Genomic DNA, 23,422 nt, shown 5'->3' on the forward strand with positions numbered 1-23,422 from the left:
CGGTGCCAAGAGCGGCGTCATTGGTGGCACCGTCGGCATCATTTTGGAGGCCAAGGGTAACGGGCTGATTGCCAGTACCAGAGACGGAGAAGACCGCGAAGGGTGAGTTTTCGTTAACGGAGATGTTGTTAACAGAGACGTCATTGTCTATGTTGGTGATGTCAATGACGGCCGTGCGGCCATTAAAGGCAGCATCGGACGAGCTACTTGTGGCTGTGATCGTATACGTGATATTGCCGTCAAGGATGACGTCGTTGACGCCAGTGACGGTTACAATCTGGGGTGAGTTCCAATTGGCTGTTGTAAAGGTAAGTGTAGTAGTGCTCAGGCTGCCTTCGGTGGCGTCTAGGCCTGTGAGCGTGACGGTGACGGTTGCAGATGGTTGAGCTGAGAGCTGCAGACTAAACGTTGCTGATGTGCCGGATTCATTGGTTGTGAGCGGACCTCCCGTGAGCACGAGGTCTTTGCTCACCACGTTGGTGAACGTTGGACCTTGGCTGAAATCGAGCGCGTAGAACGCAGTGCCTGAACCATTGCCGGCGCCTACGGTATAGGTGAGTTGCGACACCTCATCAAAACTGACACGCACACGATAGTTGTCGCCAGTTGTTGTTCCTGGGAGCGCAGTGATATTGCCAGGGCTGCTGCTTGGGTTTGGGGCAAAGCTTGTGGTCGCGCCATTCACTGAAACGGCCAATGCCGTCGAGCTGCTGAGCTCGATGCCGCCGACATCGGTAAACGAAGTGAACTGATTGCCGCCGTTGCCGCTTGAGCTGCTGCTTGTACTGTCAAGGTCATATGAATTAGTAAAGACATTTCTAAGGGTAACGGCTGTGCCATTGGGATTTGTGCCGGCGCTATAACTCCCGCCTTCAATGAATCCCACCGTGAACGAGGCCGAGCCCCCGCTGGAGTTCCATTGGAAGTTTGGCTGAAGGAATCTGGCTGGGGTTCCGCCGAGAGCAGATGTGCTGTATGGGTTATCGGTGCTGTCGAACGCAGTCATCGTGCCCGATGTAATCGAGTTGAATCTGACGATTGCGTCGACGACCTGTCCGTCGATAGTGATTACATTTCTGTACAACCATGTTTCGCCGGCTGTGTTGGCGGATCCTGAGATACGGCGATCGCCGGTGGCGCTTGTATCGTTGACGCGGAAGTCAAGAGATTGCCCTGCAACGTCGATGAACGAGGCGGCGAGGGAAACAGACTGACTCTCAGTCGCAGAGATGGAGAAAGCGGCAAAGGGTGCGCCTTCGTCGACCGAGATAGAATTAACAGGAACGGCGCGATCAACACCTTTGGCCGCGTTGTTTCTGGCTGTACCGTCTGGATTAAAGATGGTACCGGTGCCGTCGTCGACAATGGTGGCGGTGCCTGAGGTGGCATTGCCGCCAGTGGGAGTGGCGGTCAGCGTGAAGGTTGCAGATCCCTTAAAGGTGGCGACGTTGAGGATGGGAACGCGGACTAGGAGAGTGCCTTCGTTGCCATTGAGAGCGACAGAGCCAGTGGAGTAGGCAGTCCAGGTGTTGCCGTTATCAGCGGAGACTTCCAGTGTGTTGGTGACATTGCTGTCAGCGCCGGAGGCCGCGGAGCCGCCGTTGGCAAGGGAGAGGGAAACGTCTTGCCCGAATGCGCCATCAACGGTGAAGACGACGAAGGGAGAGGCCTCGTTGACGGTGGGGCTGTTGACGGTGACGACGTTGTCATCGTCAGTGTTGGTGATGTCAATGAGAGCCTTGCGGCCATTAAAGGCAAGATCGGACGAGCTGCTCTTTGCTGTGATCGTATAGGTGATGTTGCCGTCATGGATGATGTCGTCGACGCCAGTGACGGTTACAATCTGGGGTGAGTTCCAGTTGGAAGTTGTAAATTTCAGGGTAGTGGTGCTCAGGCTGCCTTCGGTGGCGTCTAGGCCTGTGAGCGTGACGGTGACGGTTGCAGATGGTTGAGCTGAAAGCTGCAGACTCAACGTTGCCGATGTGCCGGATTCATTGGTTGTGAGAGGGCCTCCTGTGAGCACGAGATCTTTGCTCACCACGTTGGTGAACCTTGGGCCTTGGCTGAAATCGAGCGCGTAGAACGCAGTGCCTGAACCATTGCCGGCGCCTACGGTGTAGGTTAACTCCGACACCTCATCAAAATTGACACGTACACGATAGTTGTCGCCAGCTGTTGTTCCTGGTAGCGCAGTGATAATGCCAGGGATGTTGGCTGGGTTTGGCGCAAAGCTTGTGGTCGCGCCATTCACTGAAACGACCAATTCCGTCGAGCTGCTGAGCTCGAGGCCGTCGACATCGGCAAATGAAATGAAGCGATTGCCGCCGCTGCCGGTTGGGCTGTTGCTTGAGCTGCTAAGGCCATATGAATTGACAATGACATTTCTAAGGGTGACGGCTGTGCCCTTCGGATTTGTGCCGTCGCTGTAGCTACCGCCTTGAATGAATCTCACCCTGAACGAAGCTGAACCCCCGCTGGAGCTCCAGATGAAGTTTGGCTGCAGGAATCTGACTGGCGTTCCGCCGAGGACGGATGTGCTGTATGGGTTCGATTTGCTGTCGAACGCAGTCATGGTGCCCGATGTAATCGAGTTGAATGTGACGATTGCGTCGACGACCTGTCCGTCGATCGTGATTACATTTCTGTACAACCATGTTTCGCCGGCTGTGTTGGCGGATCCTGCGATGCGTCGATCGCCGGAGGGGCTGAGATCGTTGACGCTGAAGTCAAGAGGCTGCCCTGCAACGTCGATGAACCGGGAGAGGCTCCATGGCCACGTCCTTAACTGACTTGGATTGAAGATGGGTGGCAGCGAGTCTGTCCCGTCGTTCGTATCGCTGATCGACCAGGACTCAAGGTTCATGCCTTCAATGCGCCGCGAGGTTGCTGCGACCTTGGCTCCTGTGAGTTCCTGCAGCAGCGCCACGAAGCCACGGTCAGCGCCCACCTCGCAGCTCCACAAGGCGATGGTGCCTATCTGCCACTGGTTCAACAGATCAGCATTGGCCATCAGGCTGGCCGCATCAATCCAATGGCCGCCGATCTGGATGGCGCCGGGCCGGCCGTGGCCCACCACGTGCAGGGTGCCCACCGGCTGAGACTTAAGCCGGCGATGGCGAAGCTCTTCGCTGATGGTTCGCAGCGGGTTGTGGCAATGTCCCAGCGCCACCAGATCGTGCAGGGCGCTTGGAAGCAGCTCGCCGATTCGCGGGCATAGGCCATCCGCCACGATCAGGGATTTGGTGGCGACGGCTGACTGCACCAACGAACGGGTCTGCATCTGGATGGGCACTGCCACAACAGCCTCACCATACATGAAGCCAATTCTCACCAAGCCGACAGCTCTAAGCCATCATCCTTTAAGCGAGGAAATGGCGGGACAACGTGATCGCGATCCGATTGGGATGCTGCAGAGCGGATGTATGGCCAACCCCGCAGGCAGGCGCTCAGAAAGGCCTCATTGTTCGGCCAGCGGCGCTCGATCGCGGTGGTCTCCAGCTGGGCGAGACCGGCTTGCAAGGTCCCGCGCAGCATCTGCTCCCCTATCAGCCGTTCGTGCAGCTGCGCGATCAGTCGCTGCAGGCGCTCGGGCTGCAGATGGCCTGGGTTTTCACCCTCGGGAGTGGCCTTCGGGGCGGCCAGGTCCAGCTGGCAGCTCTTTCGGCATCGATCAGCAGGCAGGCCTCAGGCACCACTGACAGCGCCCGGCGGTGTGGCCAGGTTGACAGCTCGCCGGGTTGCCACCGACCTGCCAGGGGGCGCCCACGACAGGCCATGTCTTCGCTGGCTCTTTCCTCTCTGGGATTGGCTTTTCTGGGATGGGCGATGCCGGTTTCGAACCAGCGACATCCTGCTTGTAAGGCAGGCGCTCTACCGCTGAGCTAATCGCCCCAGGTGCGCATTCTGGCCGTGTCACCCCCCATGCTGGCAACTATCCGGCGCCCGCACCTCGATGGCCAGTGGCCGCAGCCACGACCGTGCCATCTGCTGGCTATGCGTGCCCTTCGGGCTGCTGTGGTGGCCGTGGCTGGGTCTGGCCGGGGTGGTGAGCGGCTGCAGCGGCTTCCTGGTGGGGGGCTTGTGGCTGTCCCCCGACCTCGACACCGTCTCGCGGCCGCTGCGCCGCTGGGGGCCGCTGGCGGTGCTCTGGTATCCCTATCGCCGCTGCCTGCGGCATCGCTCGATCGCCTCCCACGGTCCGCTGCTGGGCACCGCCCTGCGCCTGGCCTACCTGGCGGTGTGGCTGCTGGTGCTCAGCCTGCTGCTGCAGCCCTTCGGCGCCCCCTCCCCGCGCACACTCGCCGCTGGACTGCAGACGTTATGGAGCGTCCACGGCCCGCTGGTGCTGGTGGGCCTGGCCGGGCTGGAAGCCAGCAGCTGGCTGCATCTGCTCCAGGACGGCGACCCCGATGTGCGGCTGCCGCGCCGCTGGCGCCCCCGGCGCCGGCGCCCGCGCGGCGTCAGCGCCCGGTCCGTGAGACGGTGAGGGGGAAGGGCGCTGCGCCCCCCTCATGCCTCGCCATGCCAGCTGAATCCGATCCCAGCGCATCGCGTGAAGTCGCGGCTCTGATCGCCGTGGTGGAGCGCCTGCGCGATCCCGTGCAGGGCTGCCCCTGGGACCTGGAGCAAACCCACAGCTCCTTGATCCCCTACGTACTGGAGGAGGCCCACGAGGTAGCCGACGCCATCCGCCACGGCGACGACGCCCACCTGCAGGAGGAACTGGGCGACCTGCTGTTGCAGGTGCTGCTGCATGCGCAGATCGCCAGCGAGGCCGGGCGCTTCGATCTGGCTGCGATCGCCCGCGGCCTGCGTCAGAAACTGGTGCGCCGCCACCCCCATGTGTTCGCCGCCGCGGCTGAGGCCAACCGGGGCCAGGCCGGCGACAGTGCCGCCGTGCGCCGCAGCTGGGAGGCGATCAAGGCCGAGGAGCAGGAGCACCACCGGCAACAGGAGCAGGTCGCTGCCGCCAGCAGTGGGCCCAACACTGGTGAGCCGTTCACCGGCCAGCCCGGCTCGGCGCCGCTCAGTGCCCGCCTGGCCCGCAAGCTGCGTGGTCAGCCGGCGCTGGCTGGCGCCATGACCCTCTCGCGCAAGGCCGCCGCCGCCGGCTTCGAGTGGGAAAGCATGGCGGGCGTGTGGGCCAAGGTGGAAGAGGAGCTGGCCGAGTTGCGCGAGGCGGTGGCCAGCGGCGATCGCGCCCATGCCGAATCGGAGCTGGGCGATGTGATCTTCACGCTGGTGAATGTGGCCCGCTGGTGCGGGCTCGATCCCGACGAGGGCCTGGCGGGCACCAACCGCCGCTTCCTCGACCGTTTCTCCCGCGTGGAAGCGGCCCTGGGCGGGGACCTCAGTGGCCAGAGCATCGAACGGCTGGAGGGGCTGTGGCAGCAGGCCAAGGCGCAGATCCGCGCCGCCCAGGACAGCTGAAGCCGCTGGCGTCTCAGTCGTCGCTGAGCCCCTGGCGGGAACGGCGCTGGCCCTTGATGGCGCTGCGCAGCCGCTTGGCCGTGAGCCGTCGCTCCACGGCCCCGCGGCCCGGCCGGGTGGGGCGACGGGGCGGCGGTGGTGGGGCGATCGCCTCCGCCAGCAGCCTCACCAGCCGGCGTTCGGCGGCCTGGCGGTTCAGCCACTGCGAGCGGTGTTCGGAGGCGGCGATCACCAGCACCCCATCCACCAGGCGCCCCTCCAGCCGGCGCAGGGCCCGCTGGCGCAGCACGGGCGTCAGCGCGCTCGACGCGGCCAGGGCGAACACCAGCTCCACCCGGGAATCGGTGGTGTTCACGCTCTGCCCCCCCGGGCCGCCTGAGCGCGAGAAGCGCCAGTTCAGTTCAGCGGCCGGAATCCGCACCGACGCTGTCACGGTCAGATCAGAAGCCATGGCCCCAGGCTGCCAGAACCCGGCAGGGGGCGCCGGGCGGCCAGGTGCGCCGCGACACTGCCACGGAACGCTTAGCTGGGAAGCAATGCTCCGCTGTGCGATGCCCGATCCCGTCGTCTTCGATCCCACGCCCAGTTCCAGCGCGGCTGCCGGCCCCGGCTGGGTGGATGAGATCCACCAGGGCGTCCGCTACGGCCTGGAGGCCGAGGTGCTGGTGGAGCGCTCCAGTGCGTTTCAGCGCATCACCGTGATCGACAGCCGCACCTACGGCAAGGCCCTGCTGCTCGATGGCTGCTGGATGACGGCCGAGCGGCAGGAACGGCACTACCACGAACCGCTTGTGCACCCCGCCCTCTGCGCCGCTGAGCGGATCGAGCGGGTGCTGGTGATCGGTGGCGGCGATGGCGGCACGGCCCGCGAATGCCTGCGCCACCCGGGCGTGGTGCAGCTCGACATGGTCGAGATCGACGGGGAGGTGGTGGAGCTCTGCCGGCAGCATCTGCCTGGGTTGGGGGGCGGCGCCTGGAGCGACCCCCGCTTCCGGCTCACCATCGGCGACGGCATTGCCTGGGTGGCCGCCGCCGCCACTGCCAGCTACGACGTGGTGATCGTGGATGGCTCCGACCCGGCCGGCCCTGCTGAGGGTCTGTTCAACCGCGCCTTCTTCGAGCACTGCCGCCGCCTGCTGCGGCCCGGTGGCGTGTTCGCCACCCAGAGCGAATCACCCGAGGCCTTCCGCGCCGTGCACGTGGCCACGGTGCGGCTGCTGCGGGAGGTGTTCGGCCATGCCGATCCTCTCTATGGCTGGGTGCCCATGTACCCCAGCGGCTGGTGGAGCTGGACCTTCGCTGCCACCGACGGGCCTCGCTACCGCCGGGCTCTGCCGGAGCGCGCCGCGTCTGTGGCCGAGGGCTGCTCGATCTGGAGCCCCCGCTGGCAGGCCGGTGCCTTCGAGGCGGTGCCCGCCGCGATCGAACGGGAGCTGCAGGCATGAGCAACGCCTCTCCCATCGAGCTGTCCGCCGCCGATCCTTCCAGCAGCGAGCCTTCCGCTGCCGAGCTCTTCGCCACCGAGGGGGCGATCTTCATGGCGGCCCGGCGGGATCCGGCCGGCTGCCGCGTCGGCCTGTTCGGCGTGCCCTACGACGGCACCACCTCCTTCCGCCCCGGCACCCGCTTCGGGCCGGCGGCGATCCGGGAGGTGAGCAGCGGGCTGGAAACCTACGACCCGCAGCTGGACCTGGATCTGGAGGATCTGGCCTTCGCCGATCTCGGCGCCGTGGACATTCCCTTCGGAGCGCCCGAGCCGGTGGTGGCGGCCGTGCGCCAGGCCACCGAGGCGGTGCTGGCGCACGGACTGCGGCCGCTGATGCTGGGCGGCGAGCATTCGATCAGCAGCGGCGCGGTGGCGGCGGTGGCCAGCCGCCATCCGGATCTGGTGATGGTGCAGCTTGATGCCCACGCCGATCTGCGTGACAGCTGGCTGGGCACACGCCACAGCCATGCCTGCGCCATGCGCCGCTGTCTGGAGGTGCTTCCCAGTGGCGTGCTGCGCCAGATCGCCATCCGCAGCGGCACACGCGAGGAGTTCAGCGAGCTGCGCCGCACCGGCCGCCTGGTGGGCCGCGCCGGCGGTTGCGGCCTGGCACCGGAGCTGTTGCAGGCGGATCTGGCCGCAGCGCTGCAGCCGCTGCGCGGCCGGCCGCTTTATCTCACCGTCGACCTTGACTGGTTCGATCCGGCCGTGATGGCGGGCACCGGCACACCGGAACCGGGCGGCTTCCTCTGGGGCCACTTCGCCGCCCTGCTGGAGGAGCTGCGCCACCACGATCTGGTGGCGGCCGATGTGGTGGAACTGGCGCCGATGCTTGACCCCAGCGGCTGCAGCGCCGTGCTGGCCGCCAAGGTGACCCGCAGCCTGCTGCTGCTGCTGGGGCGCGAACGCCCCAGTGCGGGTCAGTAGCAATAGGAGCCGCTGGTGCGTTGCTCGCGCAATCGCTCGTGCTGCTGACCGATCAACACCACCGCCAGGGTGGGGTGGTTGTGGAGCAGGTTGAGGAAGCGCAGGCGACCGAGCCGCACCAGCTCCACTGGGGTGCGTGCCAGGGCCTCGTTGCGGAAGAAGCCACCCCTCCAGACGATGTCCTGGTAACTGAACAGTTCGCCGGGGCGGTAACAGAGCCGCTCGCCGCTGGGATCGATCAACTCAACGATCCCTTTGCGGACGGCGTAGATGGCACTGGCGGTGTCACCGCGTTTGAAAATCGAAGATCCGGTGGGGAGCGTGAGGATGTCTCCGTCCACCTGTCGGGCCAACAGGTCAACCGGGGTCGTGCTGGCAAGAGTGAGCAATCATCTACCTCCTGAAATCGGGGGAAAGAGCCACCCTTTCAGCAGCGGCGCAGGCCGTTGCTGGCAGCAGTGACAGCCCATGATCGTAACGTCAACACACACGCAATCAAGCGTGAAGCCGCCGGAATGTGCTCGGCTACACCGATGCGGGGAGCAGGTCGGTGAGGGCCAGTTGGCGGATGGTCGGTGCCGCCCCGGGGTGTGGATGGCTGTAGGGAAGAATTTCTGACACGGGCAGCCGCGGGCTGCGTGCCGTCCAGTGGTGGCACCAGAGATCAGAGGCCAGCTCCTGATGGATCTCCAGGCGGCGCAGATGGCACCAGCCCATGGCCTCAGCACTGGGGGGGCTGCAGTGCCGACAGCTGCGGCAGGAGGAACGCTGGCCCATTGCTGGCCGATTTTTGGTTCCTCAAGGTAATGACTGCTGCAGCGCATTAACAGAGAAAGAACCGAACCAGCTGGAAGTCTTCGGATTTGCAGACGCGTCTCCATAGGATCGCGCCACTTCTTTCCCTGGCGAGGCGACAGCTCATGGCCGATCCCTCCGTGCCCGCCGCTCCCCTCAGGCACACGCCCCTGGCCGACGCCTGCCGCGGGGCCGGTGGGCGCATGGTGCCCTTCGCCGGCTGGGAGATGGCGGTGCAGTTCTCGGGGCTGGTGGCGGAGCACCAGGCCGTGCGCCAGCACTGTGGTGTCTTCGACATCTCCCATATGGGGGTGCTGACCCTGCGGGGGGACGGCGTCAAGGACGCCCTCCAGGCGCTGGTGCCCAGCGATCTGCACCGCATCGGCCCTGGCGAGGCCTGCTACACGGTGCTGCTCAATGCGGCCGGCGGCATCCGCGACGACCTGATCGTGTACGACTGCGGGCGCCAGCCCGGGCCGGAGGGCGACGCCGATGTGCTGGTGCTGGTGATCAACGCCGCCTGCGCCGAGGCAGACACCGCCTGGCTGCGTTCCCAGCTAGAACCACACGGGATCGTCGTGGCCGACCGCAAGGGGGAGGGGGTGCTGCTGGCCCTGCAGGGCCCGGAGGCCGAGGCCCGGCTGGCCGCCCTCAGCGGCGCCGATCTGACCGGCCTGCCCCGTTTCGGTCACCGCACGTTGCCGTTGGCGGGCAGTGCGGCGGGGGCAGCACGTGGCGCCATGGCGTTCGTGGGCCGCACCGGCTACACCGGCGAAGACGGTTTCGAGCTGCTGCTGGCGGCCGGCCCCGGCCAGGCCCTGTGGCAGCAACTGCTGGCCGAAGGGGTGACCCCCTGCGGGCTCGGTGCCCGCGACACCCTGCGCCTGGAGGCGGCCATGCACCTCTACGGCAACGACATGGACGCCACCACTTCCCCCCTGGAGGCGTCGCTGGGCTGGCTGGTGCACCTGGAGATGCCGGCGGCGTTCATCGGCCGCGATGTGCTCGAACGCCAGACCGCCGCAGGGGTAAGCCGCCGCCTGGTGGGCCTGAAGCTGCAGGGCCGGGCGATCGCCCGCCATGGCTACCCGGTGCTGCGCGACGGCCAGGTGGTGGGCGAGGTCACCAGCGGCACCTGGTCGCCCACGCTCGCCGAAGCGATCGCCCTGGCCTATGTACCCGCCGACGCGTCCCGGCCCGGCACGGCGCTGACTGTGGAGATCCGCGGCCGCCAGGAGCCGGCGGTGGTGGTGCGACGTCCGTTCTACCGGCGTCCCTGAGCCGCCCGGGCCCTGGCACGCGAGCCGCTGGGGGCCTGCCGCCTGAGGCCCTGTGGGAAACTCGCCCTTCCCCTCGATTTCCCCCATGCGCAGCCACGGATGCGGCGACCTGCGCAGCGATGCCACGGGCCAGACCGTGTCGCTGTGCGGCTGGGTGGACCGGCGGCGTGATCACGGCGGTGTGATCTTCATCGATCTGCGCGACCGCAGCGGCACCGTGCAGATCACGGTGGATCCCGATCTTTCCCCCGCCGCCTTCGCCGTGGCCGAGCGGCTGCGCAACGAAACCGTGCTGAAGGTGTCGGGCACAGTGCGCGATCGCCCCGCCGACTCCCGCAACGAGCGGCTCGCCACCGGCGCCGTCGAGGTGCTGGCCAGCGCGATCGAGGTGCTCAACGAGGTGCGGGGCAATCTGCCCTTCCCGGTGTCGGTGCATGACGACACGCCGGTGCGGGAGGAACTGCGCCTGCGCCACCGCTATCTGGATCTGCGCCGCGAGCGCATGAACGGCAACCTGCGCCTGCGCGCCCAGACCATCCAGGCGGCCCGCCGCTTCCTCGAGGCCGAGGGCTTCATCGAGGTGGAAACACCGGTGCTCACCCGCTCCACCCCCGAGGGTGCCCGCGACTACCTGGTGCCGAGCCGGGTGTGTGGCGGCGAGTGGTTCGCCCTGCCCCAGTCGCCCCAGCTGTTCAAGCAACTGCTGATGGTGGGCGGCATCGAGCGCTACTACCAGGTGGCCCGCTGCTTCCGCGACGAAGACCTGCGCGCCGACCGCCAGCCGGAGTTCACCCAGCTCGACATCGAGGTGAGCTTCATGGAGCAGGAGCAGATCCTGCAGCTCAACGAACGGCTGATCGCCACGATCTGGCGCGCCGTCAAGGGCATCGAGCTGCCCAGCCCCTTCCCCCGACTCACCTGGCAGGAGGCGATGGACCGCTACGGCACCGACCGGCCCGACACCCGCTACGGCCTGGAGCTCACCGACGTGAGCGACATCGTGGCCACCAGCGGCTTCAAGGTGTTCTCCGGCGCCGTGGCGGCGGGCGGAGCGGTGAAATGCATCGCGATCCCCGGCGGCAACGACGTGATCAGCAACGTGCGCATCAAGCCCGGCGGCGACGTGTTCTCTGAAGCCACCACCGCCGGCGCCGGGGGCCTGGCCTTCATCCGCGTGCGGGAGGGGGGCGAGATCGACAGCATCGGCGCCATCAAGGACAACCTGAGCGCCGAGGGCAAGGCCGAGCTGCTGCGCCGCACTGGCGCCCAGCCCGGCACCCTGCTGCTGTTCGGTGCCGGTGACACCGCCACAGTGAACAAGGCGCTCGACCGGGTGCGCCAGTTCCTGGCCCGTGAGCTGGGTCTGGTGCCCGCCAGCGGCGCCGGCGGCGCCTGGAACTTCCTCTGGGTGGTGGATTTCCCGATGTTCGAGTTCAACGCCGAGGAGAACCGGCTTGAGGCTCTGCACCATCCCTTCTGCGCGCCCAATGCCACCGACCTCGGCGCCGATCAGGCCGGCTGGCCCACGGCCCTGCCCACCGCCCGCGCCCAGGCCTACGACCTGGTGCTCAACGGCCTGGAACTGGGCGGTGGTTCGCTGCGCATCCACGACGCCGCCCTGCAGAAACAGGTGCTGCAGACGATCGGCCTGCCGCTGGAAGAGGCCGAGCGGCAGTTCGGCTTCCTGATCGAAGCGCTCGATATGGGCGCCCCGCCCCACGGCGGCATCGCCTTCGGTCTCGATCGCATGGTGATGCTGCTGGCGGGTGAGGAGTCGATCCGCGACACGATCGCCTTCCCCAAGACGCAGCAGGCCCGCTGCCTGCTCACCCAGGCCCCGGCCGATGTGTCCATGAAGCAGCTGGACGAGCTGCATGTGGCCAGCACCTGGGTGGCGGAGGAGGGCTGAGCCCGCAGCGGCCGCGGCCATTGCCGCTGAGCACTTCCCTGCCACCGCTCAGCTGAGCTCCGCCACCGCTGCTGAGCGCCGCGCCACGGCAGCCAATGTTTCCCACGGGCTGTGGCGTTGTTGCCGCAGGCCGTATCCCCACGGCTAGAACGAGATTCCCACCTCTCCCCCGAACGCCCCCATGGCCGTCACCGCTCCTCCGATCGACATCGGCATTCCTGAGAGCCAGCGGCTGCAGATCGCCGCTGGCCTCGGCAACGTGCTGGCCGATTCCTACGTGCTCTACGCCAAGACCCACGGCTTCCACTGGAACGTCACCGGGCCGATGTTCAACACGCTCCATCTGATGTTCATGGACCAGTACACGGAGTTGTGGACGGCCCTCGACCTGATCGCCGAGCGGATCCGTGCCCTTGGTTGCCCGGCCCCCTACGGCGGCGCCACCTATGCGGGCCTCTCCTCGATCCCCGAAACCGAAGGTGTGCCCACCGCCCTCGCCATGGTGCGCGAGCTGGTGGAGGGCCACGAAGCGGTGGCTCGCACGATCCGCTCGGTGTTCACCGTGGCTGATGAGGCCAACGACCAACCCACCGCCGACCTGCTGACCCAGCGCCTGCAGATCCACGAGAAAACCGCGTGGATGCTGCGCAGCCTGCTGGAGGGCTGAGTCTCGCGGTGGTGGCGCAGGCCGTGTTGCCCGCGCAGCGGGCCTGGTGGCGGCGGCTTCAGTGCGGGCGGAGGACGCTCGATAGATTGATGTGTCCGCCAGTGCCTGCTCCACCCCCATGGCGAAGTTCGTGTTCGTGACCGGCGGGGTGGTGTCGAGCATCGGCAAGGGCATCGTGGCGGCCAGCCTCGGGCGACTGCTCAAATCCCGTGGCTACAGCGTTTCGATCCTCAAGCTCGACCCCTACCTGAACGTGGATCCGGGCACGATGAGCCCGTACCAGCATGGCGAAGTGTTCGTCACCCAGGACGGCGCTGAGACCGACCTCGACCTGGGCCACTACGAGCGCTTCACCGACACCGCCATGTCACGCCTCAACAGCGTGACCACCGGCTCCATCTACCAGGCGGTGATCAACAAGGAGCGCCGCGGCGACTACGAAGGCGGCACCGTCCAGGTGATTCCGCACATCACCCGGGAGATCCGCGAACGCATCCACCGGCTGGCCGCCGACAGCGGCGTGGATGTGGTGATCACAGAGATCGGCGGCACCGTGGGCGACATCGAATCGCTGCCCTTCCTGGAGGCCATCCGTGAGTTCCGCGGCGATGTGGGCCGCCACGACCTGGCCTACGTGCACGTCACCCTGCTGCCCTACATCGGCACCTCCGGCGAACTCAAGACCAAGCCCACCCAGCACTCGGTCAAGGAGCTGCGCTCGATCGGCATCCAGCCCGATCTGCTGGTGTGCCGCAGCGACCGGCCGATCACCGAGGAACTCAAGGCCAAGATCGGCGGCTTCTGCGGTGTGTCCACCCACGCGGTGATCGAAGCCCTTGATGCCGACAGCATCTACGCGGTGCCGCTGGCGATGGAGCGCGAGGGGCTCTGCCGCGAAGTGCTCGATGTGCTCGGCCTCGACGACCACAGCAGCGACATGGCCCGCTGGGAGGAACTGGTGCGCAAGCTGCGCAACCCCGGCCCACCGGTGAAGGTGGCCCTGGTGGGCAAGTATGTGCAGCTCAACGATGCCTATCTCTCGGTGGTGGAGGCGCTGCGTCACGCCTGCCTGGAGCAGGACGCCTCCCTCGATCTGCACTGGGTGAGCGCCGAGCAGATCGAAACCGAAGGGGCCGATGCGCTGCTGGAGGGCATGGATGCGGTGGTGGTGCCCGGCGGCTTCGGTAACCGCGGCGTCGATGGCAAGGTGGCGGCGATCCGCTGGGCGCGGGAGCAGCGCGTGCCGTTCCTCGGGCTGTGCCTGGGCATGCAGTGCGCCGTGATCGAGTGGGCGCGCCACCTGGCGGGCCTGGAAGGGGCCACCAGCGCCGAGATCGATGCCGATGCAGCCCATCCCGTCATCCACCTGCTGCCCGAACAGCAGGACGTGGTCGACCTGGGCGGCACCATGCGCCTCGGCGTCTATCCCTGCCGCCTGCAGCCCGGCACCATGGCCGAACGGCTCTATGGCGAAGCGGTGGTGTACGAGCGGCACCGCCACCGCTACGAGTTCAACAACGCCTACCGCAACCTGTTCCTCGACTCCAACTTCCGCATCAGCGGCACCTCGCCCGATGGCCGCCTCGTGGAGCTGATCGAGCTGGAAGGCCACCCGTTCTTCACCGCCTGCCAGTTCCACCCCGAGTTCCTCTCCCGGCCCGGCCGCCCCCATCCGCTCTTCCGGGGCCTCGTGGAAGCGGCCCAGTTGCGCCATGCCGCCGGCAGCGCCAGCGAGGCCGCGGCCAGCGAGGCGGCTTTTGCCGGCCTGGAGCGTTCCCAGCCCGACCCAGTTGCCGGTCTGCCCGTTTCCCCTTGAGTCTGTTCTCCTGAGCCTTTCCCGTTGAGCCTTGCCCTGCCCGTGGCCATGACTCCGCCGGCGTCCGCTGCCCTGCCGGTGGTGGAAACCTTCCACTCGATCCAGGGGGAAGGAAGCCACGCCGGCCGCAGTGCGTTCTTCCTGCGGCTGGCGGGCTGCACGGTGGGTTGTCCCTGGTGTGACACCAAGGGCTCCTGGCCGCAGCAGGCCCATCCGCTGCGGCCCCTGGCGGCGCTGGCGGCGGAGCTGACCGCGGCGGCGGCGGCCGGAGCGGCCTTTGTTGTGATCACCGGCGGAGAACCGCTGCACCACGACCTCACGGCCCTGTGCGCCCAGCTGCGCGGCGCCGTGGATCCGCCGCTGCCCCTGCACCTGGAAACCAGCGGTGTCGATCGCCTCAGCGGGCGCTTCGACTGGATCACCCTCTCGCCCAAACGCCACCGGCCGCCGCTACAGGAGCTGCTCAGCTGCTGCGACGAGCTCAAGGTGGTGGTGCACGAGCCCGACGACCTCGCCTTCGCCACCGCCATGGCCGCGGCGGCCCGGCAGGAGCGGCACACGGCTCCGCCCCAGCTGCTGCTGCAACCCGGTTGGCAGAGCAGCCAGGGGCGGGCGCTGGCCTTGGAGTTCGTGCGCGCCCGCCCCGACTGGCGGCTCAGCCTGCAGAGCCACAAGTGGCTGGGGGTGCGCTGAGCGGCGATCCCGCAAACTGTCCCCAGACCTGGACATGGGCGTGGAGAAACTGCAGAGCCTGCGCGGCATGGTGGATCTGCTGCCGGCGCAGCTGCCGGTCTGGCAGCACGTGGAGGCGGTGGCCCGCGATCACTTCCGCCGCGCCGGGCTGAGTGAGATCCGCACGCCGCTGCTGGAGGTCACCGAGCTGTTCGCCCGGGGCATCGGCGAGGCCACCGATGTGGTGGGCAAGGAGATGTACAGCTTCGAAGACCGGGGTCAGCGCCGCTGCACGCTGCGGCCGGAAGGCACCGCTTCGGTGGTGCGGGCGGTGCTGGAGCACGGCCTGCTCAGCCAGGGCCCGCAGCGGCTCTGGTACGGCGGCCCGATGTTCCGCTACGAACGGCCCCAGGCCGGGCGTCAGCGCCAGTTCCACCAGATCGGCCTGGAGTTTCTCGGTGCCGCCGATCCCCGCAGCGATGCCGAAGCGATCGCGATCGCCTGGGATCTGCTCACCGCCCTGGGCGTCAGCGGCCTGGCGCTGGAGCTCAACTCCCTGGGCGATGCCAGTGACCGGGCGGCGTACCGGCAGGCGCTGGTGGGCTGGCTGGAGCAGCGGCGCGAGCAGCTCGACCCGGAGGCGTGCGAGCGCATCGCCACCAACCCGCTGCGCATCCTCGACAGCAAGAACCCGGCCACCCAGGCCGTCCTGGCGGACGCGCCGCTGCTGATCGACCACCTCAGCGCGGCGAGCCGCCAGCGCTTCGAGCAGGTGCGCGAGCTGCTCGATCGCCTCGCGATTCCTTACCAGCTCAACGCCCGCCTGGTGCGCGGGCTCGACTACTACGCCCACACGGCGTTCGAGATCACCAGCGATCAGCTGGGTGCCCAGGCCACCGTCTGCGGCGGCGGCCGCTACGACGGCCTGGTGGAGCAGCTGGGCGGGCCGGCCACAGCGGCGATCGGCTGGGCGATCGGCATGGAGCGGCTGGTCGTGCTGCTGGAGCGTGCCGGTGCGACCGGCGCCGCGGCACCGGTGCCGGCGGTGTACGTGGTGAGCCGCGGGCCCCTGGCGGAAGCGATGGCGCTCGATCTCGCCACGCAGCTGCGCCGCCGGGGCCAGACGGCGGAGCTGGATCTCTCCGGTGCCGCCTTCGCGCGCCAGCTCAAGCGCGCCGACCGCTCCGGCGCCCCCTGGGCGGTGGTGATCGGCGAGAGCGAAGCGGAACAGGGCCTGGTGCTGCTCAAGAATCTGCTGGGCGGCGGTGCCGAGCAGCGGCTCAGCCCGTTGGCCGTTCTTGCCCAGCTCGCCGGATCCGCCGGCTGACTGGATCAGCTGGTTCACCAGTGCCCGCCGGCCCGGATCACCCCGTCGACCTGAACACCAGAGCGACCGGATCAGCAAGTTGACTCCGCAACGGCAAGAGGCCCGGCCAGCGGGGATAAATTCCGGAACAGGATGAATGGATTCAGGGTGAGCCGTTGGACGTAGTGCATCCGCCCGAGGTTCGCTCCATCTGCTGCATCGGTGCCGGCTATGTCGGCGGGCCGACGATGGCGGTGATTGCCGATCGCTGCCCGCACCTCCAGGTCACCCTGGTGGACCTCAACGCCGCCAGGATCGCCGCCTGGAACGACCCGGATCTCGCCAACCTGCCGGTCTATGAGCCGGGACTGGCGGAGGTGGTGGGCCGCTGCCGCGGTCGCAATCTGCACTTCACCACCGAGGTGGATGACGCCATCGCCAGCGCCGACATGGTGTTCCTCTCGGTGAACACCCCCACCAAGACCCGCGGTCTGGGAGCGGGGCAGGCCTCCGACCTGCGCTGGATCGAAGCTTCGGCCCGCCAGGTGGCGGCGCAGGCCACGGGCCACACGATCGTGGTGGAGAAAAGCACCCTGCCGGTGCGCACGGCCGAAACGATCAAGCAGATCCTGATGGGATCCCAGAGCCTGGCCGGCGGTGCCAGTCCGGGCGGCGAGTCCGGCGTGGAGGCGAAAACCTTCTCGGTGCTCTCCAATCCGGAATTCCTGGCAGAGGGCACCGCCATTCGCGATCTTGAGCATCCCGACCGGGTGCTGATCGGTGGCGAAGACCCTGCGGCGATCGCCGCGCTGTCGGCCATCTATGGCCATTGGGTGGACCCGGAGCGCATCCTGCACACCAACCTGTGGAGCAGCGAGCTCTCCAAGCTCACCGCCAACGCCTTCCTGGCCCAGCGCATCTCTTCGATCAACGCCGTGGGTGCGCTGTGCGAGGCCACTGGCGCTGACATCACCGAAGTGGCGCGGGCCATCGGCAGCGACTCGCGCATCGGCATGAAGTTTCTCGCCGCGGGCCCCGGCTTCGGCGGCAGTTGCTTCCAGAAGGACATTCTCAACCTCGTCTACCTCTGCCGCCATTACGGCCTCGACGACGCTGCCAGCTACTGGGAGCAGGTGGTGGTTTTCAACAGCTGGCAGCAGCAGCGCATTGCCCGACTTGTGGTGAGCCGGCTGTTCGGCACCGTGAGCGGCAAGCGCCTGGCGGTGCTGGGTTTCGCCTTCAAGGCCGACACCAACGACACCCGCGAGTCACCGGCCATTGCGATCTGCCGTGGTCTGCTTGAGGAAGGGGCTCACCTGGTGATTCACGACCCCAAGGTGGCCACCACCCAGATCAGCGCCGATCTGGGCCGCCCACCCGATGCCTGCGAGCGTGGCTTTGCCGATGACGGCAAGTGGCAGCGGGCGGAAACCCCACTGGAGGCCGTGACGGGCGCCGACGCGGTGATCGTGCTCACTGAATGGGGCGCTTACCGCACGCTTGACTGGCCGGCGATCGCCGCCGCAATGCGACGGCCGGCCTGGCTGTTCGACGTGCGTGACATCACCGACATCGCAGCGGCACGACAGGCTGGTCTGCAAGTGTGGTCCGTGGGCAAGGGCTGAGTGACGGCACCTGTGGCTTCAAGGCGCAACCTGGTGACCGGTGGCGCCGGCTTTCTCGGTTCCACCCTGGTGGACCGGTTGATGGAGGCTGGCGAGGAGGTGATCTGCCTCGACAACTACTTCACTGGCACCAAGGTCAACGTCGCCCGCTGGATCGGGCATCCCAGCTTCGAGCTGATTCGCCATGACGTGACCGAGCCGATCCTGCTGGAGGTTGACCGGATCTGGCACCTGGCTTGCCCCGCTTCGCCGCGGTATTACCAGGCCAACCCGATCAAGACCGCCAAGACGAGTTTTCTCGGCACCTACAACATGCTGGGTCTGGCCCGCCGGGTCGGAGCCCGCTTGCTGATGGCCAGCACCAGCGAGGTGTATGGCGATCCGGAAGTGCATCCTCAGCCCGAGAGTTATCGCGGTTGCGTGAACACCACCGGCATTCGTTCCTGTTACGACGAAGGCAAGCGCATTGCCGAGGCGCTCTGCTTCGATTACCACCGAATGCACGGCACGGAGATTCGCGTGGCGCGCATCTTCAACACCTACGGACCGCGCATGTTTTCTGATGATGGGCGTGTTGTGAGTAACTTCGTGGTCCAGGCCTTGCGCGGTCAACCCCTTACCCTGTACGGCGACGGAAGCCAGACCCGCAGCTTCTGCTATGTCGATGATCTTGTGGAAGGATTGATTCGCTTAATGAACGCGAACCATAATGGACCAATCAACATCGGCAATCCAGGTGAATTCACCATCCGTCAGCTGGCTGATCTGGTGCGCGCTCGCATCAACCCATCGCTGCCCTTTGTCTATCTGCCGCTGCCGCAGGATGACCCGCTCCAACGCCAGCCGGTGATCGACCTGGCCCGCCGCGAACTGGGCTGGGAACCCAAGGTGTCCTTGGAAGAGGGGTTGGACCCCACGATCGCCTACTTTCGCCGCAGCCTGGGGCTCGATTCATGACCCTGCTTGTGACTGGAGGGGCTGGCTACATCGGCAGCCATACGGTGCGTGCCCTGCAGCAGGCGGGCCACCGGCCTGTGGTGCTCGACAACCTCGTGTATGGGCACCGTTCCATCGTGGAAGAGGTGCTGCGAGTGCCGCTGGTGCAGGGCCAGGTGGGTGATCGTGCCTTGATTGAGGCCTTGCTCAGCGGCCGCCATCCCGCCTGCGGCGGTGTGCCAGTGCGTGCTGTGCTGCATTTCGCCGCCTATGCCTATGTGGGCGAATCGGTTCTGGATCCTGCCAAGTACTACCGCAACAACCTCGGCGACACCCTCACCTTGCTCGAAGCGCTCGTGGAGCCGGTGCGCACCGGCCAAGGGCCCGCCATTCCGATCGTGTTCTCCTCCACCTGCGCAACGTATGGCAGCCCGGAGTCGGTGCCGATCACGGAGGACACCCCCCAGCGGCCGATCAATTCCTATGGACGCAGCAAGTGGATGGTGGAGCAGATGCTGGCAGATTTCGCGGCCGCCTATGGGCTGCCCAGCGTGATCTTCCGCTATTTCAATGCGGCCGGCGCTGATCCGCACGGTGACCTCGGCGAAGACCACGACCCCGAAACCCACCTGATCCCGCTGGTGCTCGATGCGATTTCCGGCCGGCGCGAGAGCATCAAGATCTTCGGCACCGATTACCCCACCCCCGATGGCACCTGCCTGCGGGATTACATCCACGTCAGTGATCTGGCCGACGCCCATGTGCTGGGCCTTGAGCATCTTCTGGCCTGCGGGGCGCACCAGCCGGTTGAGCCGTTGATCTTCAACCTCGGCACGGGCACGGCCTTTTCGGTCCAGGAGGTGCTCACCGCGGCCCAGGAGGTCACGCAACGCCCGCTCACCGCCGTGGTGGCGCCGCGCCGGCCTGGCGATCCGCCGACCCTGGTGGCCAGCGCGCAGAAGGCCCGGCAGGTGCTGGGCTGGGAGCCCCGTTACCCGGATCTGCGCGAGATCATCGCCCACGCCTGGGCGTGGCACCAGCGCACCGGACCCACCCCCTGAACCATGGCGTCACCCGTGTTGCCTCCAGCTGGACCCACTCTCGTGACTGGCGCTGCCGGGTTCATTGGCGCGGCGCTCTGCGAGCGCCTGCTGGCCCGTGGCGAACGGGTGATCGGCCTCGACAACCTCAACAGCTACTACGACCCGGCCCTCAAGCAGGCACGGCTGGCCCGGCTTGAGCGCAGCGATGGCTTCCGTTTTCACCGCCTGGATCTGGAGAATGGGGAGGCCATGGCGGCGCTGTTCGCGGCCGAGCGCCCCGCACGGGTGGTGCATCTGGCTGCCCAGGCGGGGGTGCGCTACTCGCTGGAGAACCCCGCCGCCTACATCCAGAGCAACCTGGTGGGGTTCGGCCACATCCTGGAGGGGTGCCGCCATCACGGCGCCGGCCACCTTGTGTATGCCTCCAGCAGCTCCGTGTATGGAGGCAACCGCCGCATGCCCTTCTGCGAGCAGGACGCGGTCAACCATCCGGTGAGCCTGTACGCGGCCACCAAGAAGGCCAACGAGCTCATGGCGCACACCTACAGCCACCTCTATGGGCTGCCCGCCACCGGTCTGCGCTTTTTCACCGTCTATGGCCCCTGGGGCCGGCCGGACATGGCCCCGATGCTGTTCGCCCGCGCCATCCTGGCCGGAGAGCCGATCCGGGTGTTCAACCACGGCCGCATGCAGCGGGATTTCACCTACATCGACGACATCGTTGAGGGGGTGGTGCGCTGCCTCGACAAACCGGCCACCGCCGATCCGCTCTTCGACCCACTGGCCCCCAATCCCGCCACCGCGGCGGTGCCTCACCGGGTGTTCAACATCGGCAACAGCCAGCCCACACCGCTGCTCGAGTTCATCGGGGTGATGGAGGCGGCACTCGGCACCCCGGCGATCCAGAGCCTGGAGCCGATGCAACCTGGAGACGTGGAGGCCACCGCTGCCGACACCGCCGCCCTCGAGGCTTGGGTGGGCTTTGCGCCCCACACCCCGATCACAGAGGGTGTGGCCCGCTTCGCCCACTGGTACCGCAGCTACTACCAGGCCTGAGCGGTTTCGCTGGAGCCGCCCAAAGAAAGGCGCAGCAAGGAAAAGCACAACAAAAAAAGCGGGCCCTCGGGCCCGCGAAGCTTGAAGCCGAGCAGGGGGAATCAGGCCGAACCCACACCCACATAGGAACCGTAGAAGAACAGGCCGACCACGAAGATCACGGCGATACCGCCGGCGGTGGCCACCAACCAGAGGGGAAGTACCCCTTCGGTCCAGCGGCTCTTCCAGGCCACGGCCGGTCGGCCGTCAGGCAGGCGATCGGGAATGCGACCGTCAGGTAGTGCGGATTTCTTGCCGCTCATGGCTGAATCTCCCGATCAGTTGAAGAAGTAGCTGGTGAACAGAACGCCGATGACGAACACAAACAGCAGGCCCAGATAAAGGCTGGTGCGGTTGAGTTCGACTGGCAGATTGTTCGGGTTGGGATTGCGCTGCATGGCGGAAATCAGCGGCGGACGAATTGCATGGCCGCCAGGGCTCCCAGGAAGAAAACCGTGGGGATGCCCAGCGCATGAACCGACAACCACCGCACCGTGAAGATGGGGTAGTTGCGTGGCGTGGTGGAGACAGAAGACTGGGTCATGGCGTTACTTGAGGCGCAGGTCAAGCTGGCTCTTGCCCTCGTAACGCTGGCTCACCACCGGTGCCTTGGCTTCCTGGGGTTGGAAGTAGGCATCGGGGCGAGGCGTTCCGAAGGCGTCGTACGCCAAGCCAGTGGAGACGAAGAGGAATCCGGCCAGGAAGATCGCCGGCAAGGTGACGGCGTGGATGACCCAGTAGCGGATGCTCGTAATGATCTCGAAGAACGGGCGTTCCCCGGTGGAGCCGGCAGCCATAGCAGCGGGCAAATCAGCTACGGAATCTTAAGGGTCGGGCTGTGACCGCCGAGAGGCGGAGCGGCGGTTGGTTACACAGGGATGCAGTTGGGCCGGCTGGCCCTAGCCCACCCAGCGCAGCAGGTTGCCCCGTTCGCCCAGCACGAAGCCCTTGCCATCGCTGGTGAAGCTGATCCGGGTGAAGTTCGTGGGCTGGACGGCGCCCACCGGATCGCGCTCCCAGTGGCTGCCGCCGTCGTGGCTTACCAGCAGGGTGCCGCTGCCGCCGCCGGTCCACACGTCACCATTCGGCCCCCAGGCCATGTCGAGGTAGCCGAAGCCGTTGGTGATCGGGATCACCGGCTTGCTCCAGGCCTCCGGATCGGTGGCGTCGTCGTTGAAGCGCAGCTGGGCGCCCCGGGTGACCATCCAGAGGTGGCCGTCGGGTTGGAAGCCCATGCTCTGAAGGCGCTGGCTGCTCACCCGCTGGTGGGGCTGCCAGACCGCCTGGCCCGGCTCCCAGGTGGCGAAGAAGTTGCCGAGGCTGGACACGCTCACGTAGCGGCCGTCGGAGGAGCGGCGCAGGTCGCGCACGGCGCCGGCCGCATCGCTCACTTCCGCCTGCCAGGTGACGCCCGCATCACCGGTGCTGTAAATCGCCCCCACGGTGGTGGCCAGCTCCGCACTGCCCCGACCGGTGGCGGTGACGGTATAGGGATCGCCAGGCAACTTGGTGTCGAGCAGCAGGCGTTCCCAGCTCCTGCCGGCATCAGCGGTATGCAACAGCAGGCCCGGTTGGCCCACGATCCAGCCCTCGGCTCCGCTGAAGTCGATGCTGATCAGACGGAAGTTCTCCCCATCGGGCAGATCAAGGGAGCGCTCCTCCCAGCTGGCCCCGCCGTTGTCGGTTTCGAGGATCAGCCGGTTGCTGCCCACCAGGAAGCCGTGCTTGGCATCGGTGAAGGCCACATCGAGAGGGTTGGCGCTGGTGGACAGCGCCACGGGCTGCCAGGGGCTGGTGGCGGCCACGGGCAGGCCGGTGGTGACGCAGCCGCCGAGGCCGAAGCTGAGGCCGAGCGTGATCAGCACGGCCAGCAGGGGAGAGAACAGGCGCTTCACGGGGGTCAACGCAGGGAATAGAGGGACAGGAAGAAGGCGAAGGCCAGGGCGAAGCCGCCGAAGATGAGCACGTTTTTCTGGCCGGGGGTGAGGGTGTTCACCCCGAAGCCGTAGCTGAGGTTCTCCTCGAAGCCGCTCGGCTTGTTGCGGGGGCCGATGTCCTTGAAGGCCCCCACCCGGCTGCGGCAGACCGGACAGCGGAAGCCCACCGGATCAAGGCTGCTGAAGGGCGTGCCGGCGGGAATCGCCAGCTTGCGCACCCCCTCGCCCGGGTCGTAGACGAAGCCGCAGCTGCGGCACTCGAACCGGTGGGTGTCGGGATCGGCGCCGGCGCTCTCGAGCGCCGCCTCGCCCACCGGCTGGTCGCCGGCTGGCGGCGCGTCCTGCGCAGCGGCTGGTCCAACGTCCTGATCTGGTCCTACGTCCTGATCAGTGTCCTGGCCATTGACCATGGCGTTGGGCCCCGCTGCCGTGAAAAGAAACTCTATCCAGGCCCTTGTCGCGGCAGCACCTTTGGCGGCAGCGACCATTTGACGGGCG

At 66.9% G+C, this 23,422-nt stretch carries 24 protein-coding genes and 1 tRNA gene; 14 read left to right on the plus strand and 11 right to left on the minus strand.

Translation table 11 applies throughout. The features are described from left to right. Nucleotides 1–3,280 (minus strand): DUF4347 domain-containing protein (locus tag KQ303_RS00240; RefSeq protein ID WP_259728686.1); only part of this gene is annotated, 3,280 nt, incomplete at its 3' end. 539 nt (nt 3,281–3,819) lie between these two features. Beyond that, nucleotides 3,820–3,891, minus strand: a tRNA-Val gene (locus tag KQ303_RS00245). A gap of 61 nt (nt 3,892–3,952) precedes the next feature. Between KQ303_RS00245 and KQ303_RS00250 the strand changes: the two genes are divergently transcribed. Both KQ303_RS00250 and mazG read left to right on the plus strand, forming a co-directional pair. Continuing rightward, a complete protein-coding gene (locus KQ303_RS00250; RefSeq protein WP_255100327.1) occupies nt 3,953–4,486 on the plus strand; it encodes a metal-binding protein in 534 nt (177 codons plus the stop codon). 35 nt (nt 4,487–4,521) lie between these two features. Then, nucleotides 4,522–5,430, plus strand: coding sequence for a nucleoside triphosphate pyrophosphohydrolase (mazG, locus tag KQ303_RS00255; protein ID WP_259728687.1), 909 nt, complete (start codon nt 4,522–4,524; stop codon nt 5,428–5,430). 13 nt (nt 5,431–5,443) lie between these two features. Here mazG and arfB read toward each other — a convergent pair whose 3' ends face one another. Beyond that, nucleotides 5,444–5,881 carry an alternative ribosome rescue aminoacyl-tRNA hydrolase ArfB gene (gene arfB, locus KQ303_RS00260; protein WP_259728688.1) on the minus strand — a complete coding sequence of 146 codons (438 nt, stop codon included), beginning with the start codon at nt 5,879–5,881 and terminating at the stop codon, nt 5,444–5,446. A gap of 100 nt (nt 5,882–5,981) precedes the next feature. Here arfB and speE point away from each other — a divergent pair, with 100 nt between their 5' ends. Further along, the gene (gene speE / locus KQ303_RS00265) at nt 5,982–6,875 is read left to right on the plus strand and encodes a polyamine aminopropyltransferase (protein WP_094514591.1); all 894 of its coding nucleotides are present in this window, start codon (nt 5,982–5,984) and stop codon (nt 6,873–6,875) included. Nucleotides 6,876–6,967: 92 nt separating this feature from the next. Then, nucleotides 6,968–7,843: an agmatinase gene (speB, locus tag KQ303_RS00270; protein WP_233133127.1), complete on the plus strand. Its 876-nt coding sequence runs from the start codon at nt 6,968–6,970 to the stop codon at nt 7,841–7,843. Here speB and KQ303_RS00275 read toward each other — a convergent pair. Next, on the minus strand, nt 7,837–8,196 hold the full coding sequence (locus KQ303_RS00275) for a Crp/Fnr family transcriptional regulator (protein ID WP_094514594.1): 360 nt from the start codon (nt 8,194–8,196) through the stop codon (nt 7,837–7,839). The genes speB and KQ303_RS00275 overlap by 7 nt on opposite strands. 172 nt (nt 8,197–8,368) lie before the next feature. Next, the gene (locus KQ303_RS00280; protein ID WP_233133118.1) at nt 8,369–8,560 is read right to left on the minus strand and encodes a hypothetical protein; all 192 of its coding nucleotides are present in this window, start codon (nt 8,558–8,560) and stop codon (nt 8,369–8,371) included. Nucleotides 8,561–8,763: 203 nt separating this feature from the next. Here KQ303_RS00280 and gcvT point away from each other — a divergent pair, with 203 nt between their 5' ends. From gcvT to KQ303_RS00330, 10 genes are all read left to right on the plus strand, one after another. Then, nucleotides 8,764–9,918, plus strand: coding sequence for a glycine cleavage system aminomethyltransferase GcvT (gene gcvT / locus KQ303_RS00285; RefSeq protein ID WP_259728689.1), 1,155 nt, complete (start codon nt 8,764–8,766; stop codon nt 9,916–9,918). Between the two features lie 85 nt (nt 9,919–10,003). Continuing rightward, complete coding sequence (aspS, locus tag KQ303_RS00290) at nt 10,004–11,827, plus strand: aspartate--tRNA ligase (RefSeq protein WP_259728690.1); 1,824 nt, start codon at nt 10,004–10,006, stop codon at nt 11,825–11,827. Between the two features lie 181 nt (nt 11,828–12,008). Next, complete coding sequence (locus KQ303_RS00295; RefSeq protein ID WP_094514450.1) at nt 12,009–12,494, plus strand: Dps family protein; 486 nt, start codon at nt 12,009–12,011, stop codon at nt 12,492–12,494. A 118-nt stretch (nt 12,495–12,612) separates the two neighbouring features. Next, nucleotides 12,613–14,310: a CTP synthase gene (locus KQ303_RS00300; RefSeq protein WP_259728691.1), complete on the plus strand. Its 1,698-nt coding sequence runs from the start codon at nt 12,613–12,615 to the stop codon at nt 14,308–14,310. A 48-nt stretch (nt 14,311–14,358) separates the two neighbouring features. Continuing rightward, a complete protein-coding gene (locus KQ303_RS00305; protein WP_259728729.1) occupies nt 14,359–15,003 on the plus strand; it encodes a 7-carboxy-7-deazaguanine synthase QueE in 645 nt (214 codons plus the stop codon). Nucleotides 15,004–15,043: 40 nt separating this feature from the next. Then, nucleotides 15,044–16,309, plus strand: coding sequence for a histidine--tRNA ligase (hisS, locus tag KQ303_RS00310; RefSeq protein WP_259728730.1), 1,266 nt, complete (start codon nt 15,044–15,046; stop codon nt 16,307–16,309). A 227-nt stretch (nt 16,310–16,536) separates the two neighbouring features. Continuing rightward, nucleotides 16,537–17,913, plus strand: coding sequence for a nucleotide sugar dehydrogenase (locus tag KQ303_RS00315; RefSeq protein ID WP_399232489.1), 1,377 nt, complete (start codon nt 16,537–16,539; stop codon nt 17,911–17,913). Continuing rightward, nucleotides 17,914–18,870: a UDP-glucuronic acid decarboxylase family protein gene (locus KQ303_RS00320; RefSeq protein WP_255100317.1), complete on the plus strand. Its 957-nt coding sequence runs from the start codon at nt 17,914–17,916 to the stop codon at nt 18,868–18,870. Then, nucleotides 18,867–19,910: a UDP-glucose 4-epimerase GalE gene (gene galE, locus KQ303_RS00325; RefSeq protein WP_259728693.1), complete on the plus strand. Its 1,044-nt coding sequence runs from the start codon at nt 18,867–18,869 to the stop codon at nt 19,908–19,910. The genes KQ303_RS00320 and galE overlap by 4 nt, the downstream gene beginning before the upstream one ends. A gap of 3 nt (nt 19,911–19,913) precedes the next feature. Then, nucleotides 19,914–20,948 (plus strand): NAD-dependent epimerase, encoded by a 1,035-nt coding sequence (locus KQ303_RS00330; RefSeq protein WP_259728694.1) that lies wholly within the window; start codon nt 19,914–19,916, stop codon nt 20,946–20,948. 101 nt (nt 20,949–21,049) lie between these two features. Here the strand turns inward: KQ303_RS00330 and KQ303_RS00335 are convergent, their stop codons facing one another. The 6 genes from KQ303_RS00335 to KQ303_RS00360 form a co-directional block, all read right to left on the minus strand. Then, nucleotides 21,050–21,250: a photosystem II reaction center protein J gene (locus KQ303_RS00335; protein ID WP_094514462.1), complete on the minus strand. Its 201-nt coding sequence runs from the start codon at nt 21,248–21,250 to the stop codon at nt 21,050–21,052. Nucleotides 21,251–21,265: 15 nt separating this feature from the next. Further along, on the minus strand, nt 21,266–21,385 hold the full coding sequence (locus tag KQ303_RS00340; protein ID WP_006173008.1) for a photosystem II reaction center protein L: 120 nt from the start codon (nt 21,383–21,385) through the stop codon (nt 21,266–21,268). A gap of 8 nt (nt 21,386–21,393) precedes the next feature. After that, nucleotides 21,394–21,531 (minus strand): cytochrome b559 subunit beta, encoded by a 138-nt coding sequence (psbF, locus tag KQ303_RS00345; RefSeq protein WP_094514464.1) that lies wholly within the window; start codon nt 21,529–21,531, stop codon nt 21,394–21,396. A 4-nt stretch (nt 21,532–21,535) separates the two neighbouring features. Beyond that, nucleotides 21,536–21,784, minus strand: a complete 249-nt coding sequence (psbE, locus tag KQ303_RS00350) for a cytochrome b559 subunit alpha (RefSeq protein ID WP_094514466.1) — start codon at nt 21,782–21,784, stop codon at nt 21,536–21,538. Nucleotides 21,785–21,886: 102 nt separating this feature from the next. Continuing rightward, nucleotides 21,887–22,882, minus strand: a complete 996-nt coding sequence (locus tag KQ303_RS00355) for a photosynthesis system II assembly factor Ycf48 (RefSeq protein WP_094514610.1) — start codon at nt 22,880–22,882, stop codon at nt 21,887–21,889. A gap of 5 nt (nt 22,883–22,887) precedes the next feature. Continuing rightward, entirely contained in the window at nt 22,888–23,334 is a 447-nt protein-coding gene (locus KQ303_RS00360; RefSeq protein WP_399232464.1) for a rubredoxin, read from the minus strand. Between the last annotated feature and the right edge of the window lie 88 nt (nt 23,335–23,422).

The organism is Synechococcus sp. CS-1333 (assembly GCF_025128015.1).
Classification (GTDB): domain Bacteria; phylum Cyanobacteriota; class Cyanobacteriia; order PCC-6307; family Cyanobiaceae; genus MW101C3.

Bases quoted from the DNA above. Each gene is read 5' to 3' on its own strand.
- KQ303_RS00250 (WP_255100327.1), top strand. From the start codon at position 3,953: ATGGCCAGTGGCCGCAGCCACGACCGTGCCATCTGCTGGCTATGCGTG.
- mazG (WP_259728687.1), top strand. From the start codon at position 4,522: ATGCCAGCTGAATCCGATCCCAGCGCATCGCGTGAAGTCGCGGCTCTG.
- arfB (WP_259728688.1), bottom strand. From the start codon at position 5,881: ATGGCTTCTGATCTGACCGTGACAGCGTCGGTGCGGATTCCGGCCGCT.
- speE (WP_094514591.1), top strand. From the start codon at position 5,982: ATGCCCGATCCCGTCGTCTTCGATCCCACGCCCAGTTCCAGCGCGGCT.
- speB (WP_233133127.1), top strand. From the start codon at position 6,968: ATGGCGGCCCGGCGGGATCCGGCCGGCTGCCGCGTCGGCCTGTTCGGC.
- KQ303_RS00280 (WP_233133118.1), bottom strand. From the start codon at position 8,560: ATGGGCTGGTGCCATCTGCGCCGCCTGGAGATCCATCAGGAGCTGGCC.
- gcvT (WP_259728689.1), top strand. From the start codon at position 8,764: ATGGCCGATCCCTCCGTGCCCGCCGCTCCCCTCAGGCACACGCCCCTG.
- aspS (WP_259728690.1), top strand. From the start codon at position 10,004: ATGCGCAGCCACGGATGCGGCGACCTGCGCAGCGATGCCACGGGCCAG.
- KQ303_RS00295 (WP_094514450.1), top strand. From the start codon at position 12,009: ATGGCCGTCACCGCTCCTCCGATCGACATCGGCATTCCTGAGAGCCAG.
- KQ303_RS00300 (WP_259728691.1), top strand. From the start codon at position 12,613: ATGGCGAAGTTCGTGTTCGTGACCGGCGGGGTGGTGTCGAGCATCGGC.
- KQ303_RS00305 (WP_259728729.1), top strand. From the start codon at position 14,359: ATGACTCCGCCGGCGTCCGCTGCCCTGCCGGTGGTGGAAACCTTCCAC.
- KQ303_RS00315 (WP_399232489.1), top strand. From the start codon at position 16,537: ATGGCGGTGATTGCCGATCGCTGCCCGCACCTCCAGGTCACCCTGGTG.
- galE (WP_259728693.1), top strand. From the start codon at position 18,867: ATGACCCTGCTTGTGACTGGAGGGGCTGGCTACATCGGCAGCCATACG.
- KQ303_RS00330 (WP_259728694.1), top strand. From the start codon at position 19,914: ATGGCGTCACCCGTGTTGCCTCCAGCTGGACCCACTCTCGTGACTGGC.
- KQ303_RS00335 (WP_094514462.1), bottom strand. From the start codon at position 21,250: ATGAGCGGCAAGAAATCCGCACTACCTGACGGTCGCATTCCCGATCGC.
- KQ303_RS00340 (WP_006173008.1), bottom strand. From the start codon at position 21,385: ATGCAGCGCAATCCCAACCCGAACAATCTGCCAGTCGAACTCAACCGC.
- psbF (WP_094514464.1), bottom strand. From the start codon at position 21,531: ATGACCCAGTCTTCTGTCTCCACCACGCCACGCAACTACCCCATCTTC.
- psbE (WP_094514466.1), bottom strand. From the start codon at position 21,784: ATGGCTGCCGGCTCCACCGGGGAACGCCCGTTCTTCGAGATCATTACG.
- KQ303_RS00360 (WP_399232464.1), bottom strand. From the start codon at position 23,334: ATGGTCAATGGCCAGGACACTGATCAGGACGTAGGACCAGATCAGGAC.